We start from the raw sequence: 13974 nt of genomic DNA, 5'->3' as shown, positions 1-13974 counted from the left end.
CCGCGGAGTAGTGCGCGCCGCTCATCTGCGGGCGGCCCGCTCCAGCCGGTCCAGCGTCGCCGCCACCGCGGGGACGCGGGCAAGGTCGGGCAGCGTCAGCGCCACCACTTCCCGGCGCACCGCCGGTTCCACCTCCAGCGTCGTGGCGCCCTTGGTCCGCACCGACTCCAGCGCCAGCTCGGGCAGCACCGCGACCCCCAGCCCGGCCCCGACCAGGCCGACGACCGTCGGATAGTCGTCCGTCGCGAAGTCGATGCGCGGGGTGAAGCCCTCGGACTCGCACACCTCCACCAGATGCCCCCGGCAGCGCGGGCAGCCCGCGATCCACGGCTCCCCGGCCAGCTCGGCGATCCCCACCGCCCCGGCGCCCGCCAGCTTGTGCCCCTCCGGCACCACGCCCACCAGCCGATCGCTCAGCAGCGGCCGCAGGACCAGGTCGTCCCATTCGCAGCCGCCTCCCGACGCCGCCTCCGCATCCGTGCTCACCTGCGGATACCGAAAGGCCAGCGCGATCTCGCAGTCGCCCGAGCGCAGCATCTCCACCGAGCCCGGCGGCTCGGCCTCCACGAGCGAGACGCGCGTTCCGGGGTGCTCCGCGCGCATCTCGGCGAGCGCCATGGGCACCAGGGTCGAGCTGCCGCTGGGGAAGGACACCAGCCGCACCCGGCCCGAGCGCAGCCCGGCGATGGCCGCGACCTCCTCCTCGGCGGCGGTCAGCCCGGCCAGGATCCCGCCGGCGTGCCGTACCAGCGCCCGGCCCGCCTCGGTCAGCCGCATCTCCCGTCCGCTGCGGATCAGCAGCGGAGTGCCCGCGGCGCCCTCCAGGGCCTTCATCTGCTGGCTGACGGCGGGCTGGGTGCAGCCGAGCTCACGGGCGGCGGCGGAGAAGGAGCCGGTGGCGGCCACCGCGCGCAGCACCCTGAGATGGCGGGCCTCGATCATGCCTTGAGCATAAGGGACCCTTGGGCACGGCCCGGGATATTACGTCGACGCTTTGACCCCACTGTCCTACGGTGCGGTCATGCCGCATACTCCGCACCCCTCAGCCGTCCTCACCGTGAACATCGGCCGCGCGATGCCGAGCGCCCACACCGATTGCCCGGCGGGCACCGGTATCGACAAGCGGCCCGTCGACCGCCTGGTACGGGTCACGGCCCCCGGGCCGAAGGGCCAGGCCGGAAGCGGTCTGGCCGGTGACTCGGTCTGCGACCTCCGCCACCACGGCGGCGACGACCAGGCCGTCTACGCCTACGCCCGGGAGGACCTCGACGTCTGGGAGCGGGAGCTGGGCCGCGAACTGGCCAACGGCTCCTTCGGCGAGAACCTCACCACCAGCGGTATCGACGTCAACGGCGCCCTCATCGGCGAGCTCTGGCGGGTGGGGAGCGAGCTGCTGCTGGAGGTGACCTCACCGCGCATCCCGTGCCGTACGTTCGCCGGCTGGCTGGGCGAGCGGGGGTGGCTCAAGCGGTTCACCCAGGCCGCCGTCCCCGGTGCGTATCTGCGGGTGCTCGAGCCCGGCGAGATCCGCTCGGGCGACGCCGTCGAGATCGTGCACCGGCCCGACCACGAGGTGACGGTCGCGTTCCTCTTCCGCGCCGAGACCACGGAGCGGGAGCTGCTGCCGAGGGTGCTGGCGGCCGGTGAGGCACTGCATCCGGAGGCGCGGAAGACCGCCCTGAAATACCGGTCCGCGAAGACGATCTGACGGATCCGCACCGACGGAAGCGCTCATTCCGACGCAGATCGCTCGCGCTGCCGCTCGGCGGTCCGCCGGGGCCCGCCGTGGCCGATAACGTGCGCGTATGACGACTGCATTGATTACCGGAACCACCGCGGGCATCGGCGCCGCCTTCGCGGGCCGGCTCGCCGCCGACGGGCACAATCTGGTGCTCGTCGCACGCGATGAGAAGCGGCTGCGGGAGCAGGCGGCGGATCTGCACGACCGGCACGGCGTGGAGGCGGACGTGCTGGTGGCGGACCTCTCCGAGGATGACGGGATCGCTGCGGTCGAGGCCCGGCTGAAGGACCGTACCCACCCGGTCGATCTGCTCGTCAACAACGCCGGTTTCGGCAACCGCGCCCGCTATCTGGAAGTGCCGATCACCGATGAGCTGCGGATGCTGAAGCTGCACTGCGAGGCGGTGCTGCGGCTGACCAGCGCGGGGGCCGGGACGATGCGGGACCGGGGGCGCGGCGGGGTGATCAATGTGGCGTCGGTCGCGGCCTTCTTCCCGCGCGGGACGTACGGGGCGAGCAAGGCGTGGGTCGTGCAGTTCACGCAGGGCGCGGCGAAGGACCTGGCCCGCTCGGGGGTGCGGCTGATGGCGCTGTGCCCGGGGTTCGTCCGTACGGAGTTCCACGCGCGGGCGGGGATCAAGGACACCAGCGTGCCGAGCTGGATGTGGCTGGACCCGGACCGGCTGGTCACGGCGGCGCTGAAGGATTTCGCCCGGGGTAAGTCGCTGTCCATCCCGGACCCGCGCTACAAGGCGATGTCGAGCCTGGCGAAGCTGGCCCCGCGCTCGGCCCTCTCCTCCCTCTCCTCCAAGGTCGGCCGCCCCCCGGCCAAGGGGTAGCCGCCCGGCGGAACCGGAACACGCGAAGGCGCGGCCGCCCAGCTGGGCGGCCGCGCCTTCGCGCTGCTTGCGGCAGAACGCCGGAGCGTCAGTGCGCGTGACCGTGGCCGTGGCCGGCGGCCTCGGCCTCTTCCTCGGCCGGCTTCTCGACCACCAGGGTCTCGGTGGTGAGCAGCAGCGAGGCGATCGACGCCGCGTTCTCCAGCGCGGAGCGGGTGACCTTGACCGGGTCGATGACGCCGGCCTTCACCAGGTCGCCGTACTCCTCGGTGGCCGCGTTGTAGCCGTGGCCCTTCTGGAGCTCGGCGACCTTCGAGGTGATCACGTAGCCCTCGAGACCGGCGTTCTCGGCGATCCAGCGCAGCGGCTCGACCGCGGCGCGGCGGACCACGGCGACACCGGTGGCCTCGTCACCCTCCAGGCCCAGGCTGTTCTCCAGCACCTTCGCGGCGTGGACCAGCGCGGAGCCACCACCGGAGACGATGCCCTCCTCGACCGCGGCGCGGGTCGCGGAGATGGCGTCCTCCAGGCGGTGCTTCTTCTCCTTGAGCTCGACCTCGGTGGCCGCGCCCACGCGGATCACGCACACGCCGCCGGCCAGCTTGGCGAGCCGCTCCTGGAGCTTCTCGCGGTCCCAGTCGGAGTCCGTGGACTCGATCTCGGCCTTGATCTGGGCGATGCGGCCGGAGACCTCGTCCGCCTTGCCGCCACCGTCGACGATCGTGGTGTCGTCCTTGGTGACGGTCACGCGGCGGGCGGTGCCCAGCACGTCCAGGCCGACCTGGTCGAGCTTGAGGCCGACCTCCTCGGCGATGACGGTGCCGCCCGTAAGGGTGGCGATGTCGCCGAGCATGGCCTTACGGCGGTCACCGAAGCCCGGGGCCTTCACCGCGACCGCGTTGAAGGTGCCGCGGATCTTGTTGACGACGAGGGTGGAGAGGGCCTCGCCCTCCACGTCCTCGGCGATGATCAGCAGCGGCTTGCTGGCGTTGGCCTGGATGATCTTCTCCAGGAGCGGCAGCAGGTCCTGGATGGAGGAGATCTTGCCCTGGTGGATCAGGATGTACGGGTCGTCGAGGACGGCCTCCATCCGCTCCTGGTCGGTGACCATGTACGGCGAGAGGTAGCCCTTGTCGAAGGCCATGCCCTCGGTGAAGTCGAGCTCCAGACCGAAGGTGTTGGACTCCTCGACGGTGATGACACCGTCCTTGCCGACCTTGTCCATCGCCTCGGCGATCAGCTCGCCGACCTGCTTGTCCTGGGCGGACAGCCCGGCCACGGCGGCGATGTCGGACTTCTCGTCGATCGGGCGGGCGGTGGCCAGCAGGTCGTCCGAGACGGCCTTGACCGCCGCGTCGATGCCCTTCTTCAGGGCGGCCGGGGAGGCGCCGGCGGCCACGTTCTTCAGGCCCTCGCGCACCAGCGCCTGGGCCAGCACGGTGGCCGTGGTGGTGCCGTCACCCGCGATGTCGTTGGTCTTGGTCGCCACCTCCTTGACGAGCTGCGCGCCAAGGTTCTCGTACGGGTCCTCGACCTCGACCTCACGGGCGATCGTGACACCGTCGTTGGTGATGGTGGGGGCACCGAACTTCTTGTCGATGACGACATTGCGGCCACGGGGGCCGATGGTCACCTTGACGGTGTCCGCGAGCTTGTTGACGCCGCGCTCGAGGGCGCGACGGGCGTCCTCGTCGAACTTCAGGATCTTCGCCATGAGTTGCGTATGTCCTCTCAAACAAGCCGTGCCCCGACCCCGGTTTCAGATGACACGGGCACCGGGGCACGGCTCATAGGCAAAACTTCGGTGATTACTTCTCGACGATCGCGAGGACGTCGCGAGCCGAGAGGACGAGGTACTCCTCGCCGCTGTACTTCACCTCGGTGCCGCCGTACTTGCTGTAGAGCACGACGTCACCGACGGAGACGTCGAGCGGAAGGCGCTTGCCGTCCTCGAAGCGGCCCGGGCCCACAGCCAGGACGACGCCCTCCTGGGGCTTTTCCTTGGCGGTGTCCGGAATGACCAGGCCTGAAGCCGTGGTCTGCTCGGCGTCGAGCGGCTGGACCACAATGCGGTCCTCGAGCGGCTTGATGGCAACCTTGGAGCTGGTGGTCGTCACGATCCGACCTCCCCCTTCGGAGATCTCACGGGGTCAACTGTCTGAGGTGGCGACCAGGTGGATCCGTCGTCGCGGGTGCCGGACCTGCCCGTCGCTGTATCCCTGGCACTCATCGGTCCCGAGTGCCAGCCTCGACATTATGACGCGGTTAGCACTCAGTCAACTAGAGTGCCAAGCGACGCGGTGCCGGCCTCGGGACGGCGCCCCATGACCGCCTTACGGTCGCCATGAACAACAGGCCGTGGAGGTCAGATGTAGTGGCGGCCAGATGCAGTGGGGGCCAGATGCAGTGGGGGCCAGATGTAGTGGCGGTCAGATGTAGTCCTCCAGCCGAGCCACCGCGAACCCCTGCGCCTGAACCTCCCGCAGCAGCGAAGTGATCATGTCGGTCATCGTCGCGCCCTTCAACATGTCCGGGCCGCGGAAGTGGGCGAGGATGATGTCCCCGGGCCGGAGCCCGCTGCCCGAGCGGTACACCAGTCCGTCGGGCTCCATCTCCGCGCGCCACAGCACCACCTTCCCCAGCCCGCAGTCCGCCGCCGCCCGCAGCGTGTTCCAGTCGTAGTCCCCGTAAGGCGGACGGAAGAGGTGGGGCTCCAGGCCGAGGCGGTAGTGGAGGACGTCCTGCTGACCGCAGATCTCCCGGAGCTGGAATTCGTAGTCCTGGCCCGCGAGCTTGGGGTGGGTGAGGGTGTGGTTGCCGATCCGGTTCCCGAGCTCACGCAGCCGGCGGAAGTAGCCGTAGTGGTCGCCGATCACCTCGTCCTCCAGGAACTGCGTGAACGGCAGACCGAGGTCCCGGGCCTGGTCGACGAAGGCCGGGTCCTTCTCGATCCCGTCGTCGAGCGTCAGGAAAACCACCCGATCGGTGGTGGCGACCCGGCGGATGACCGTCGCCAGTCCGGGTACCGGTGGCCACATCGCGGCGAGCGGTGGCTTGACCCTGGGCGGGCGCGGCGGCGGGGTCAGGGGCCGGTCGAGCCCCCAGCGGCGGTACGCGTCCGGGAACGCGCCCGGCGCGGAGCCCGGCGCCGCCGGGCCCGATGGCGGCGTGCCGTCCTCGTGCCCGCCCAACGGCGGCGGCCCGGAGGCCCCGGACACGGTGTGCGGACCGGCGGAGGACGACGACAGAAGGCCGGCCGCCTTCCCTGTCCGGGTGTGCGGCCCGGAAGCGCCGAGCGCCCCGCAGCCGGCGAGCACGGCCGCGGCGGCGGTGAGAACCAGACACCTTGAAAGACCAGCCTTGATCATCATCACAAAAGCGATCTTCAGCTCTATCGCGCCGACCCGCGCGCCGAGCGCGGTGCGAATGCTCCCCTGGGAGCGGAGAGAATGGGCCATGTGGACGTTGACGCCTTCGATTCACTGCTCGGCGACGAGGGGCAGGCGCTGCTCTCGGCGCTCCGCGACTACGACCCGGCGAAGGAGCTCGCCACCGCGACGCGGCTGCGCCGCGACCATCCCCCGGCGCTGGTCTCGGCGGCCCTGACCCAGGCCGCGCTGCGGCAGCGGGCGGTGGCCAAATTCGGCCCCGAGGACGCGCACCGCATGTACTTCACGCCGAACGGCGTCGAGCAGTCCACCCGCACCTCCGTGGCCGCGTACCGCGCCTCCCGCTTCGCGGAGTTCGGCGTCCGCCGCATGGCCGATCTGTGCTGCGGCATCGGCGGCGACGCGATCGCGCTCGCCCGCGCCGGGATCTCCGTACTCGCCGTCGATCGCGACCCGCTGACCTGCGCCGTCACCCGCGCCAACGCCGAGGCGCTCGGCCTGGCCGAGCTCATCGAGGTCCGCTGCGCCGATGTCACCGAGGTCGACACCCGGGACTTCGACGCGGTCTTCGTCGACCCGGCCCGGCGCGGCGGCCGGGGCCGCGTCTTCGACCCCGAGGCGTACTCCCCGCCCCTCTCCTGGGCCATCGAGGCCGCCCGCACCACGCCGCGCGCCGCCCTCAAGATCGCCCCCGGGGTGCCGCACGAGGCGGTCCCCGAGGACGCGGAGGCCGAGTGGATCTCGGACCACGGCCATGTGAAGGAGGCCGTCCTGTGGTTCGGCACCGCCCGCCCCGGGCTGCGCCGCGCCACGCTGCTGCCGAGCGGCCACTCCCTGATCGGCACCCCGCTCCTCCCCGACCCCGAGCCCGGCCCGGTCGGCCGCTGGCTCTACGAGCCGGACGGCGCCGTCATCCGCGCCCATCTCGTGGCCGATGTGGCGGCCCGCGTCGGCGGCCGTCTGATCGACCCGACGATCGCCTACATCACGACGGACGAGCTGCGCCCGACGCCGTACGCCACCGCGTACGAGATCACGGATGTGCTGCCGTTCAACCTGAAGAAGCTCAAGGCGCTGCTGCGGGAGCGGGAGGTCGGCGTCGCGACCATCAAGAAGCGGGGGTCGGCGGTCGAGCCGGAGCAGCTCCGCAAGAAGCTGCGCCTCGAGGGTGGGAACGCCTGCACGATCGTGCTGACGCGGTCGGCGGGCTCCCCCACGATGCTGCTGGGCCACCCGGCCCAGACCCTGCCCGCCGGGTCTTGACGCCCGCGGCGGGCTGATCCGCGCCCCGCAGCACCGATACGCGGCCCCGCCGCGTGGTGGGGCCCCGCCCTGGACCCCGGCCGGACGCCCCGGATACGCGCGGGCGTCGCCTGCGGCGGCCTGTTCCCCACCCCGCCCCTTCCCGCAGCATCAATATGCGGCTCCGCCGCGTGGTGGGGCTCCGCCCCAGACCCCCGTATGCCGACCCCGACCAGCCCACCGGTACAGGCGCCCACGGCGCAATGCTCAGCCCGACGCCCCCGGGAGCCCAGGGACGGAGCGAAACCAGGGCCCCACCCCAGGCCCCACCCCGACGACCCGGAGGTGCACGGGCGTCCGCCCAGCCATCCGCCGCGCGGGCGTGCCGACCGCGGCCAGCCCGCCGGTGGAGGCATTCACGGCGGTGACGGCCGGCCCGTCGATCCCCGGGGTCCAGGGCCGAGCCCCTGGTTACGGGAAGGGGCGGGGAGGGGAAAGATCCGCCGGACGATCCAGGCCGGGCCCACGTTGGGGAATTCCCTAAACCCGGACCACTTCATGAGGCCGCTCACGCCCCGCAGGTTACGGTCAACGCCTCGGGAGTTACGGCAACGCGTCGACGTGACAGCGCGTTTGGGCCCGACGAAAGAGCGTGTGAGTATGACGGCTTCCGCCACCGAAAGCGGCGCCAAGCGATCGTTCACCGCACGCATTGCGGGACCGCCCCGATTCGAGCGTGGAAAGGCTCGGCCTCATCGCCGACTTCCGTTCGTTCGTCGGCGCGGCCGTACCGGATGACTACTGGGGCAACGCCCCGAACGACTTCTCCCCCATCCCCATTCCCTGGACCGTGCATATCGCGCCGACCCCGGCCGACCAGGACGGCGGCCGCGATGTGCACATCGCGCTGCCCCGCACCCACGTCCGGGCCCTCAAGGAGCCGTCCTGGGTCGGGCGGTTCCACCGTTACGCGGATTCCGGCCAGGCATTTCCGCTGACGTTCGCCGCGGCGGGCTAAGCCCCGTCCTCCTCCTTGCCCGCGAGTTCGAACCAGACCCCCTTGGCGTACAAGCCCACCGCGTCCCCCTCCGCCGTCCCCCATGCGTCGGCCAGGGCCGCCACCAGCCCGAGGCCGCGGCCGTGGAGGCGGTCCCCCTCGGGGAGGCAGGCGGCGGTGGGGAGTTCGGCGGAGGCGTCGTAGACCAGGACGCGGAAGCGGGGTGGCTCGATCACCACGCGCAGCATCATGGAGTCGCCCTCGGCGTGCAGAAAGGCGTTGGTGGCCAGCTCCGAGGTGCACAGCGTCGCCATGTCGACCAGCTCCTCCTGCCCCACGGAGTTCAGGACGCAGGCGACGAAGTCCCGGCAGACCTTGGCGGAGGTCGCGTGCCGGCTGCTCTGAAGGGTGTAGACGTACGGATCCCTGGAGGGAACGGGTGGGCGGCGTGGGGGACGGTCGTCGGACTCGTGATCGGAATCCATGGGGCAACTCCCTGTGAGGGGGCCGACAGCGCGCGTACCGTTACGGCGATCAACGCGCAGTAGCGGCAACGACACCAACGGTAGGGCAGCGGTGCAAACAACTGCTACGGTCCCGTTGAATTTCCCCGACGATTACTCCTTGAGGGTTATGGAGGACCATGCCACCCCGGAGCGTCCCGACCGCGCGTCAAGTCAGGCTCGGCACAGAACTCAGAAGGATGCGCGAAGGCGCGGGGCTCAGCATTCAGGAGGCCGCCGACCGGCTGGGCATCAACCGCACCCACATCACCAACCTGGAGCTCGCGCGGTTCGGCGTGAGCGAGGAGCGGGTCCGGGCCCTCGCCGCCATCTACGCCTGCCCGGACAGCGCGTACGTCGACGCGCTCGTCGCCATGGCCCGGGAGCGCAAGGGCGGCTGGTGGGAGGAGTACCGGGGTTATATCGCCACCGGTGGGCTCGACCTGGCCGAGTTGGAGTACTACGCCACGAGCCTGCGCGTGCTGGAAATCATGCACATGCCCGGCCTGTTGCAGACAGAGGAGTACGCGCGGGCGGTGCTCGGCTCCACCGTCCCGCAGTGGTCCGCCACGGACCTCAGACGCAGGCTCTCCCACCGCATGAAGCGCCGCGACATCCTGGACCGGGACGACCCGCCGCCGTGCACCTTCATCATTCACGAGGCGGCGCTGCGCATGCGGTTCGGTACCGACCGCGTGCTGCGCGCGCAGCTGGACAGCCTGCTGGAGTCCTCCGAGCGGAAGAACGTCACCGTGCGCGTACTGACCTTCGAGGCCGGAGGGTTCCATGTGCCCGGGCTCTCGGTCACCTATGCCCTGGGGGCGGTGCCCCAGCTGGACACCGCGCAGCTCGACGCCGCCCACGGCCCGGTCTTCCTGGACGCGCAGTCCCAGCTCGTCAACCATCGTGGAGTCCTGGACCGCACCACCGAGGCGGCCCTCTCCGAGAAGGAGTCACGTGATTTCATTCGTGACATCGCTCAACAGACATGAAGGCGTGGAGATGACCGAGGTCAACTGGCAGAAATCCTCCTATTCCAGCGCGGGGGACGGGAACTCCTGCATAGAGCTCGCCTTCATAGGCACCACCGTCGCCCTCCGTGAGAGCGACGAACCCCGTACGGTCCTCACCACGAGCCCCGCGAGGCTGGGAGCCCTGCTCCAGTCGATCAAGGCGGGCGCGCTCGATCACCTCGCGGCGGTGCCGGGGACGTAACGGACCTACGTCCAGAGGCCCAGGTGAGGCCCCACCATGAGCGGAGGCCGGCACCGGGGATCCGGCGTTACGGTCGGCGGTATGGAACGTATCGCCCTTGATCTCGACGCCTATCTGACGCGTATCGGCTGGACGGGCGACCGGCGCCCCGCCCCCACTGTGGAGACGCTGCGGGCGGTGCATCGGGCGCACCTCACGTCCATACCGTTCGAGAACCTCGACCCCCTCCTCGGCTCGGCCCCCTCCCTCGCCGTCCCCGACCTCGAGGCCAAGCTGGTGCGCGGCCGGCGCGGCGGTTACTGCTACGAGCACAACACGCTGCTGACCGCCGCCCTCACCACCCTCGGCTTCCGGGTCACCGGCCTCACCGCCCGCGTCCGGGTCGGAGCGGCCCCCGGGACGGTCCGGCCACGCACCCACATGCTGCTGCTGGTCGGGATCCCGGGCGAGGAGCGGCGTTACGTCGCCGATGTGGGCTTCGGCAGCGTCGGCAGCCTCCTGGAGGCCGTGCCGCTCGTCGCCGACACCGAGTTCCACGACGGCCTCCGCCGCCATCGCTACGTCCGCGAGCCGTACCCGGAGGGGCTGGAGGACCTATGGGTGTTCCAGACGTTCCTCGACGGCTCCTGGCAGGACCAGTACGCCTTCACCCGCGAGCCCTTCGAGGCGTCCGACTACGGGGTCATCAACTGGCACGTCGCCACCAACCCGCGCTCGCCCTTCCAGCACACCCTCCACGTCCAGCGCACCACCCTGGACCGCCATCTCCTGCTGTCCGGGCGGACTCTCGTCGAGACCTACTCCGACGGCAGCCGTAAGGAGCGCGAACTCGCCGACAACGACGAGGTGCTGCGCGTTCTCGCCGCCGACTTCGGCATCGAACTGCCCCCGGGCACGGCCCTGCCGGACTGACCGCACAGCAGTTACCCCGGGTGGCTCTCCATACCGGCCCCGGTCATGGCACGATCATCCCGCTGATGGGCCGATGGGAGGGTGGCAGGGGCGGATGGAACATGAGTAAGGACAAACTGTCCGTATCGGACCAGGGTCTGTCGGATCTCATCAAAGACCTTGAGGGAATGCTCAGTTACCTCGAGGAACAGATCGAGCGTCTCGGCCATCTGAGGCAGTCGGTGGACCCCGACGATCACAAGGGCCCGGCCGCCGCCGCATACAAGAAGCTGGAGCGCGACGCCTATACGGACGCCGTGCGGGTCAGGCAGCTGCTGACCCGTATCGAGGAGGTCGCCAAGGAGCGCGGGGAGACCCCGGGTGAGCGGTACGAGGAGCTGCGGACCCGCTTTCAGTCACTACAGAAGCCGTCGTCGGAGAAGCCGTCATCGGAGAAGCCGTCGTCGTAGCCGGAGTCCGGATCTAACGGGTCCGGACCGTAGGCGTCCGGACCGCCGGTGTCGGAGCGTAGGGGGCGGAGTTCGCGGCCGACCAGGCGGTAGTAGTCGATCGCCTTGGCCATGCCGAGCGCTCCGGCGGCCGCGAAGACCAGGCCGATACCGGCGACCGTGCCGACGCTCTCCGTGCCGACGTCCGAGAAGACCGCGAACCCGCCCAGCGCCAGCCCCAGACAGGCCAGCACGATGGACGGGCCCAGCCACAGGAGAGCGCCGCCGGAGACCCGCCAGTGCGGCAGCGTCCGGGGATCGCGCTCCAGCTCCGCCCAGTCGCGGAGGCAGGCGCCCACGAAGACATCGCGCCGGATGCCGGAGACCACGCCCAGGCTGGAGGGGACCGTGGCACCCAGGGCGAGACCCAGGAAGATCACGCCCAGGACGTGCTCGATGATCTCGCCCTTCACCAGGAACTGGAATCCCGAGACCGCGAGGCTCCACCCCAGCGCGAAGACGAGCGTGGCCAGCCACAGCAGCAGCGCCCGGTGCGGCGCCAGGTACCACCGCGCCAGCGCCCCCATCGCCCGCGCCCGCGCGTCGAGCAACCCGGCGCGGTCCTTCCACGGCCGCTCGTCCGGGGCGGGCGGCGGTGGCGGAAGCTCGTGGGGCGGCGTCATGGCGTCCTTCCTCATGGCACTCATGGCACCCATGGCGCTCATGGCACGCGGGGCGCTCATGGCACGCGGGGCACTGTGGTGTACGCCGACGCAGTCTCTCAGCTCACGAGGGCAGGCCACTTGACCTTCTCATTTGTGTGAGGGTTTCACGATGTCCATCGAGCGGTGCCGAACCGCCGTACAGCTGAGCCGTACAGATGAGGTGAGCCCTGATGGACAACCAGCTCTTCGACTACAGTCCCATCGTCGAACGCGCCCCGATCCACTGGCCCGGTGGCGCCCGGGTGGCCTTCTACGTCGGGCTGAACGTCGAGCACTACGCGATCGACCGCCCCTCCACCAGCATCTTCCCCGACACCCGGGCGCTGGCGCCCGATCCGCTGAACTACGGGTGGCGGGACTACGGGCCCCGGGTCGGGATCTGGCGGCTGATCGAGAGCCTGGACCGGCACCAGGTGCGGGCGAGCGTGATGCTCAACTCCGATGTCGCCGAGCGCTACCCCCAGATCATCCGGGCCGGGCGGGAACGGGACTGGGTGTGGGCCGCGCACGGCAGGAACAACTCGATCCTCCAGGCGGACATGTCCCCCGAGGAGGAGCGGGCCTACCTCACCGAGGTGATCGGCACCATCGAGAAGGCCACCGGCCGCAGGCCGCGCGGCTGGCTCGGGCCCGCGCTGACCGAGACCTTCCGCACCCCGGGACTCCTGGCCGAGCTGGGGCTGCGGTACGTACTGGACTGGGCCAACGACGACCAGCCGTACCGGCTGAACGTGCCGGGCATGCTGAGCGTGCCGTATTCGATCGAGGTCAACGACATCCAGCTCTTCGTCGGCAAGAGCCTCAGCGGGCCGGACTTCGTCCGGATCGTCAAGGACCAGCTCGACCAGCTCTACGCCGACTCGGCCGACAGCGGGCGGGTGATGTCGCTCGTGCTGCATCCGTTCGTGATCAATCAGCCCTTCCGGCACACATACGTGGACCAGGCGCTGGAGTACGTGGTGAACCACCCCGGAGTGTGGGTGACGACCAGCGACGAGATCGCCGACCACTACTCCGGGGACCTATAGGGTCCGCTAGCGGGTGAGGAGCTCCCGCAGCGCCTTGGCGATGTCGGCGGGTGCCTCCTCGGCCATGAAGTGGCCGTAGCCGACGGTGCGGTGATCCAGGTCGTCGGCCCAGGCGCGCCACAGCGCCGCCGCGTCATAGCCGAGGGCCGCGCCCCAGTCCTGCTGGATGACGGTGAGCGGCATCGTCAGCCGGCGTCCGCCGTCCCGGTCGGCCCGGTCGTGGTCGACATCGACACCGGCGGAGGCGCGGTAGTCGGCCACGATCGACGGCACCGCGGCGCGGCAGGCGTCCAGATAGGCGGTACGGACCTCGGCGGGGATGGCCCGCGGGTCGCCCGCCCACAGGTCGAGGAAGTGGCCGAAGAAGTCGTCGGAGCAGGCGGCGATCATCCGCTCGGGCAGCCCCGGGGGCTGGGCCATCAGAAAGAGGTGGAAGCCGACGGCGGCGGTGGTGCCGTGCAGTACGTCCCACATGTCGAGGGTCGGCAGCACGTCCAGGCAGGCGAGATGGGTGATCGTCGCGGGGTGGTCGAGGCCCGCCCGGAAGGCGACCAGGGCGCCGCGGTCATGACCGGCGAGCGCGAAGCGCTCATGCCCGAGGGCGCGGGCCAGGGCGACGATGTCGGCGGCCATGGTGCGCTTGGCGTAGGCGGCGGGGTCGGCGTCGGTGCCGGCATTGGCGGACGGTTTGTCGCTGGCGCCGTAGCCGCGCAGGTCGGGGCAGATCACGGTGTGATCGGCCGCGAGGTCGGCGGCCACGTGCCGCCACATGAGGTGGGTCTGCGGGAAGCCGTGCAGCAGGACGACGGGGCTGCCCGAGCCCGCGACGGCCACGTTCAGGGACACGCCGTCGGCGACGGGGACGCGGCGGTAGTCGAAGCCGGGAATGACAGGGGCCATGGGTGAGCGCGCTTTCTGTGGAGCGTCCGGACGACCGGACGACGGGCGTCCGGACG

At 70.7% G+C, this 13974-nt stretch carries 16 protein-coding genes; 9 read left to right on the top strand and 7 right to left on the bottom strand.

The features are described 5' to 3' along the window. Nucleotides 1-21: 21 nt before the first annotated feature. Complete coding sequence (locus KHP12_RS30185) at nucleotides 22-942, bottom strand: LysR family transcriptional regulator (protein ID WP_037952992.1); 921 nt, start codon at nucleotides 940-942, stop codon at nucleotides 22-24. 79 nt (nucleotides 943-1021) lie between these two features. On the opposite strand from KHP12_RS30185, the gene KHP12_RS30180 reads away from it, so the two are divergent. Together KHP12_RS30180 and KHP12_RS30175 are read left to right on the top strand one after the other, a co-directional pair. Next, the gene (locus tag KHP12_RS30180) at nucleotides 1022-1708 is read left to right on the top strand and encodes an MOSC domain-containing protein (RefSeq protein WP_211833929.1); all 687 of its coding nucleotides are present in this window, start codon (nucleotides 1022-1024) and stop codon (nucleotides 1706-1708) included. Between the two features lie 97 nt (nucleotides 1709-1805). After that, nucleotides 1806-2579 (top strand): SDR family NAD(P)-dependent oxidoreductase, encoded by a 774-nt coding sequence (locus tag KHP12_RS30175; protein WP_086883683.1) that lies wholly within the window; start codon nucleotides 1806-1808, stop codon nucleotides 2577-2579. An 88-nt stretch (nucleotides 2580-2667) separates the two neighbouring features. On the opposite strand, the gene groL is transcribed toward KHP12_RS30175, so the two are convergent. From groL to KHP12_RS30160, 3 genes are all read right to left on the bottom strand, one after another. Further along, a complete protein-coding gene (gene groL, locus KHP12_RS30170) occupies nucleotides 2668-4293 on the bottom strand; it encodes a chaperonin GroEL (RefSeq protein WP_086883684.1) in 1626 nt (541 codons plus the stop codon). Between the two features lie 94 nt (nucleotides 4294-4387). After that, complete coding sequence (gene groES, locus KHP12_RS30165) at nucleotides 4388-4696, bottom strand: co-chaperone GroES (protein ID WP_014054228.1); 309 nt, start codon at nucleotides 4694-4696, stop codon at nucleotides 4388-4390. A gap of 312 nt (nucleotides 4697-5008) precedes the next feature. Next, nucleotides 5009-6037 carry a polysaccharide deacetylase family protein gene (locus KHP12_RS30160; RefSeq protein WP_246648730.1) on the bottom strand — a complete coding sequence of 343 codons (1029 nt, stop codon included), beginning with the start codon at nucleotides 6035-6037 and terminating at the stop codon, nucleotides 5009-5011. Between KHP12_RS30160 and KHP12_RS30155 the strand changes: the two genes are divergently transcribed. Then, nucleotides 6029-7231 carry a class I SAM-dependent methyltransferase gene (locus KHP12_RS30155; RefSeq protein WP_086883685.1) on the top strand — a complete coding sequence of 401 codons (1203 nt, stop codon included), beginning with the start codon at nucleotides 6029-6031 and terminating at the stop codon, nucleotides 7229-7231. The genes KHP12_RS30160 and KHP12_RS30155 overlap by 9 nt on opposite strands. Before the next feature lie 715 nt (nucleotides 7232-7946). Then, nucleotides 7947-8228, top strand: coding sequence for a hypothetical protein (locus KHP12_RS30150; RefSeq protein WP_210609684.1), 282 nt, complete (start codon nucleotides 7947-7949; stop codon nucleotides 8226-8228). On the opposite strand, the gene KHP12_RS30145 is transcribed toward KHP12_RS30150, so the two are convergent. Then, nucleotides 8225-8692, bottom strand: a complete 468-nt coding sequence (locus KHP12_RS30145; RefSeq protein WP_210609682.1) for an ATP-binding protein — start codon at nucleotides 8690-8692, stop codon at nucleotides 8225-8227. The two genes, KHP12_RS30150 and KHP12_RS30145, sit on opposite strands and share 4 nt — an antisense overlap. Nucleotides 8693-8850: 158 nt before the next feature. Here KHP12_RS30145 and KHP12_RS30140 point away from each other — a divergent pair, with 158 nt between their 5' ends. From KHP12_RS30140 to KHP12_RS30125, 4 genes are all read left to right on the top strand, one after another. After that, nucleotides 8851-9702 (top strand): helix-turn-helix domain-containing protein, encoded by an 852-nt coding sequence (locus KHP12_RS30140; protein ID WP_037952978.1) that lies wholly within the window; start codon nucleotides 8851-8853, stop codon nucleotides 9700-9702. A gap of 10 nt (nucleotides 9703-9712) precedes the next feature. Beyond that, on the top strand, nucleotides 9713-9925 hold the full coding sequence (locus KHP12_RS30135) for a DUF397 domain-containing protein (protein ID WP_086885430.1): 213 nt from the start codon (nucleotides 9713-9715) through the stop codon (nucleotides 9923-9925). Between the two features lie 90 nt (nucleotides 9926-10015). Then, nucleotides 10016-10837: an arylamine N-acetyltransferase family protein gene (locus tag KHP12_RS30130; RefSeq protein ID WP_211834928.1), complete on the top strand. Its 822-nt coding sequence runs from the start codon at nucleotides 10016-10018 to the stop codon at nucleotides 10835-10837. A gap of 101 nt (nucleotides 10838-10938) precedes the next feature. After that, the gene (locus KHP12_RS30125) at nucleotides 10939-11286 is read left to right on the top strand and encodes a hypothetical protein (protein WP_086885424.1); all 348 of its coding nucleotides are present in this window, start codon (nucleotides 10939-10941) and stop codon (nucleotides 11284-11286) included. Here KHP12_RS30125 and KHP12_RS30120 read toward each other — a convergent pair. After that, nucleotides 11229-11948, bottom strand: coding sequence for a hypothetical protein (locus tag KHP12_RS30120; protein WP_086885425.1), 720 nt, complete (start codon nucleotides 11946-11948; stop codon nucleotides 11229-11231). The two genes, KHP12_RS30125 and KHP12_RS30120, sit on opposite strands and share 58 nt — an antisense overlap. A 212-nt stretch (nucleotides 11949-12160) precedes the next feature. Between KHP12_RS30120 and KHP12_RS30115 the strand changes: the two genes are divergently transcribed. Next, on the top strand, nucleotides 12161-13018 hold the full coding sequence (locus KHP12_RS30115) for a polysaccharide deacetylase family protein (RefSeq protein WP_086885426.1): 858 nt from the start codon (nucleotides 12161-12163) through the stop codon (nucleotides 13016-13018). A gap of 6 nt (nucleotides 13019-13024) precedes the next feature. On the opposite strand, the gene KHP12_RS30110 is transcribed toward KHP12_RS30115, so the two are convergent. Beyond that, nucleotides 13025-13918, bottom strand: coding sequence for an alpha/beta fold hydrolase (locus tag KHP12_RS30110; RefSeq protein WP_211833928.1), 894 nt, complete (start codon nucleotides 13916-13918; stop codon nucleotides 13025-13027). Nucleotides 13919-13974: the final 56 nt, after the last annotated feature.

The sequence above is a fragment of the Streptomyces asiaticus genome (assembly GCF_018138715.1).
Lineage (GTDB): Bacteria > Actinomycetota > Actinomycetes > Streptomycetales > Streptomycetaceae > Streptomyces > Streptomyces asiaticus.
Note: the sequence above shows the minus strand (reverse complement) of the source record. Positions and strands in the feature narration are given on the sequence as shown.

Excerpts from the sequence above, each read along its gene's own strand:
- KHP12_RS30185 (WP_037952992.1), bottom strand. The coding sequence starts at position 942 with ATGATCGAGGCCCGCCATCTCAGGGTGCTGCGCGCGGTGGCCGCCACC.
- KHP12_RS30180 (WP_211833929.1), top strand. The coding sequence starts at position 1,022 with ATGCCGCATACTCCGCACCCCTCAGCCGTCCTCACCGTGAACATCGGC.
- KHP12_RS30175 (WP_086883683.1), top strand. The coding sequence starts at position 1,806 with ATGACGACTGCATTGATTACCGGAACCACCGCGGGCATCGGCGCCGCC.
- groL (WP_086883684.1), bottom strand. The coding sequence starts at position 4,293 with ATGGCGAAGATCCTGAAGTTCGACGAGGACGCCCGTCGCGCCCTCGAG.
- KHP12_RS30155 (WP_086883685.1), top strand. The coding sequence starts at position 6,029 with ATGGGCCATGTGGACGTTGACGCCTTCGATTCACTGCTCGGCGACGAG.
- KHP12_RS30160 (WP_246648730.1), bottom strand. The coding sequence starts at position 6,037 with ATGGCCCATTCTCTCCGCTCCCAGGGGAGCATTCGCACCGCGCTCGGC.
- KHP12_RS30145 (WP_210609682.1), bottom strand. The coding sequence starts at position 8,692 with ATGGATTCCGATCACGAGTCCGACGACCGTCCCCCACGCCGCCCACCC.
- KHP12_RS30140 (WP_037952978.1), top strand. The coding sequence starts at position 8,851 with ATGCCACCCCGGAGCGTCCCGACCGCGCGTCAAGTCAGGCTCGGCACA.
- KHP12_RS30135 (WP_086885430.1), top strand. The coding sequence starts at position 9,713 with ATGACCGAGGTCAACTGGCAGAAATCCTCCTATTCCAGCGCGGGGGAC.
- KHP12_RS30125 (WP_086885424.1), top strand. The coding sequence starts at position 10,939 with ATGAGTAAGGACAAACTGTCCGTATCGGACCAGGGTCTGTCGGATCTC.
- KHP12_RS30120 (WP_086885425.1), bottom strand. The coding sequence starts at position 11,948 with ATGACGCCGCCCCACGAGCTTCCGCCACCGCCGCCCGCCCCGGACGAG.
- KHP12_RS30115 (WP_086885426.1), top strand. The coding sequence starts at position 12,161 with ATGGACAACCAGCTCTTCGACTACAGTCCCATCGTCGAACGCGCCCCG.
- KHP12_RS30110 (WP_211833928.1), bottom strand. The coding sequence starts at position 13,918 with ATGGCCCCTGTCATTCCCGGCTTCGACTACCGCCGCGTCCCCGTCGCC.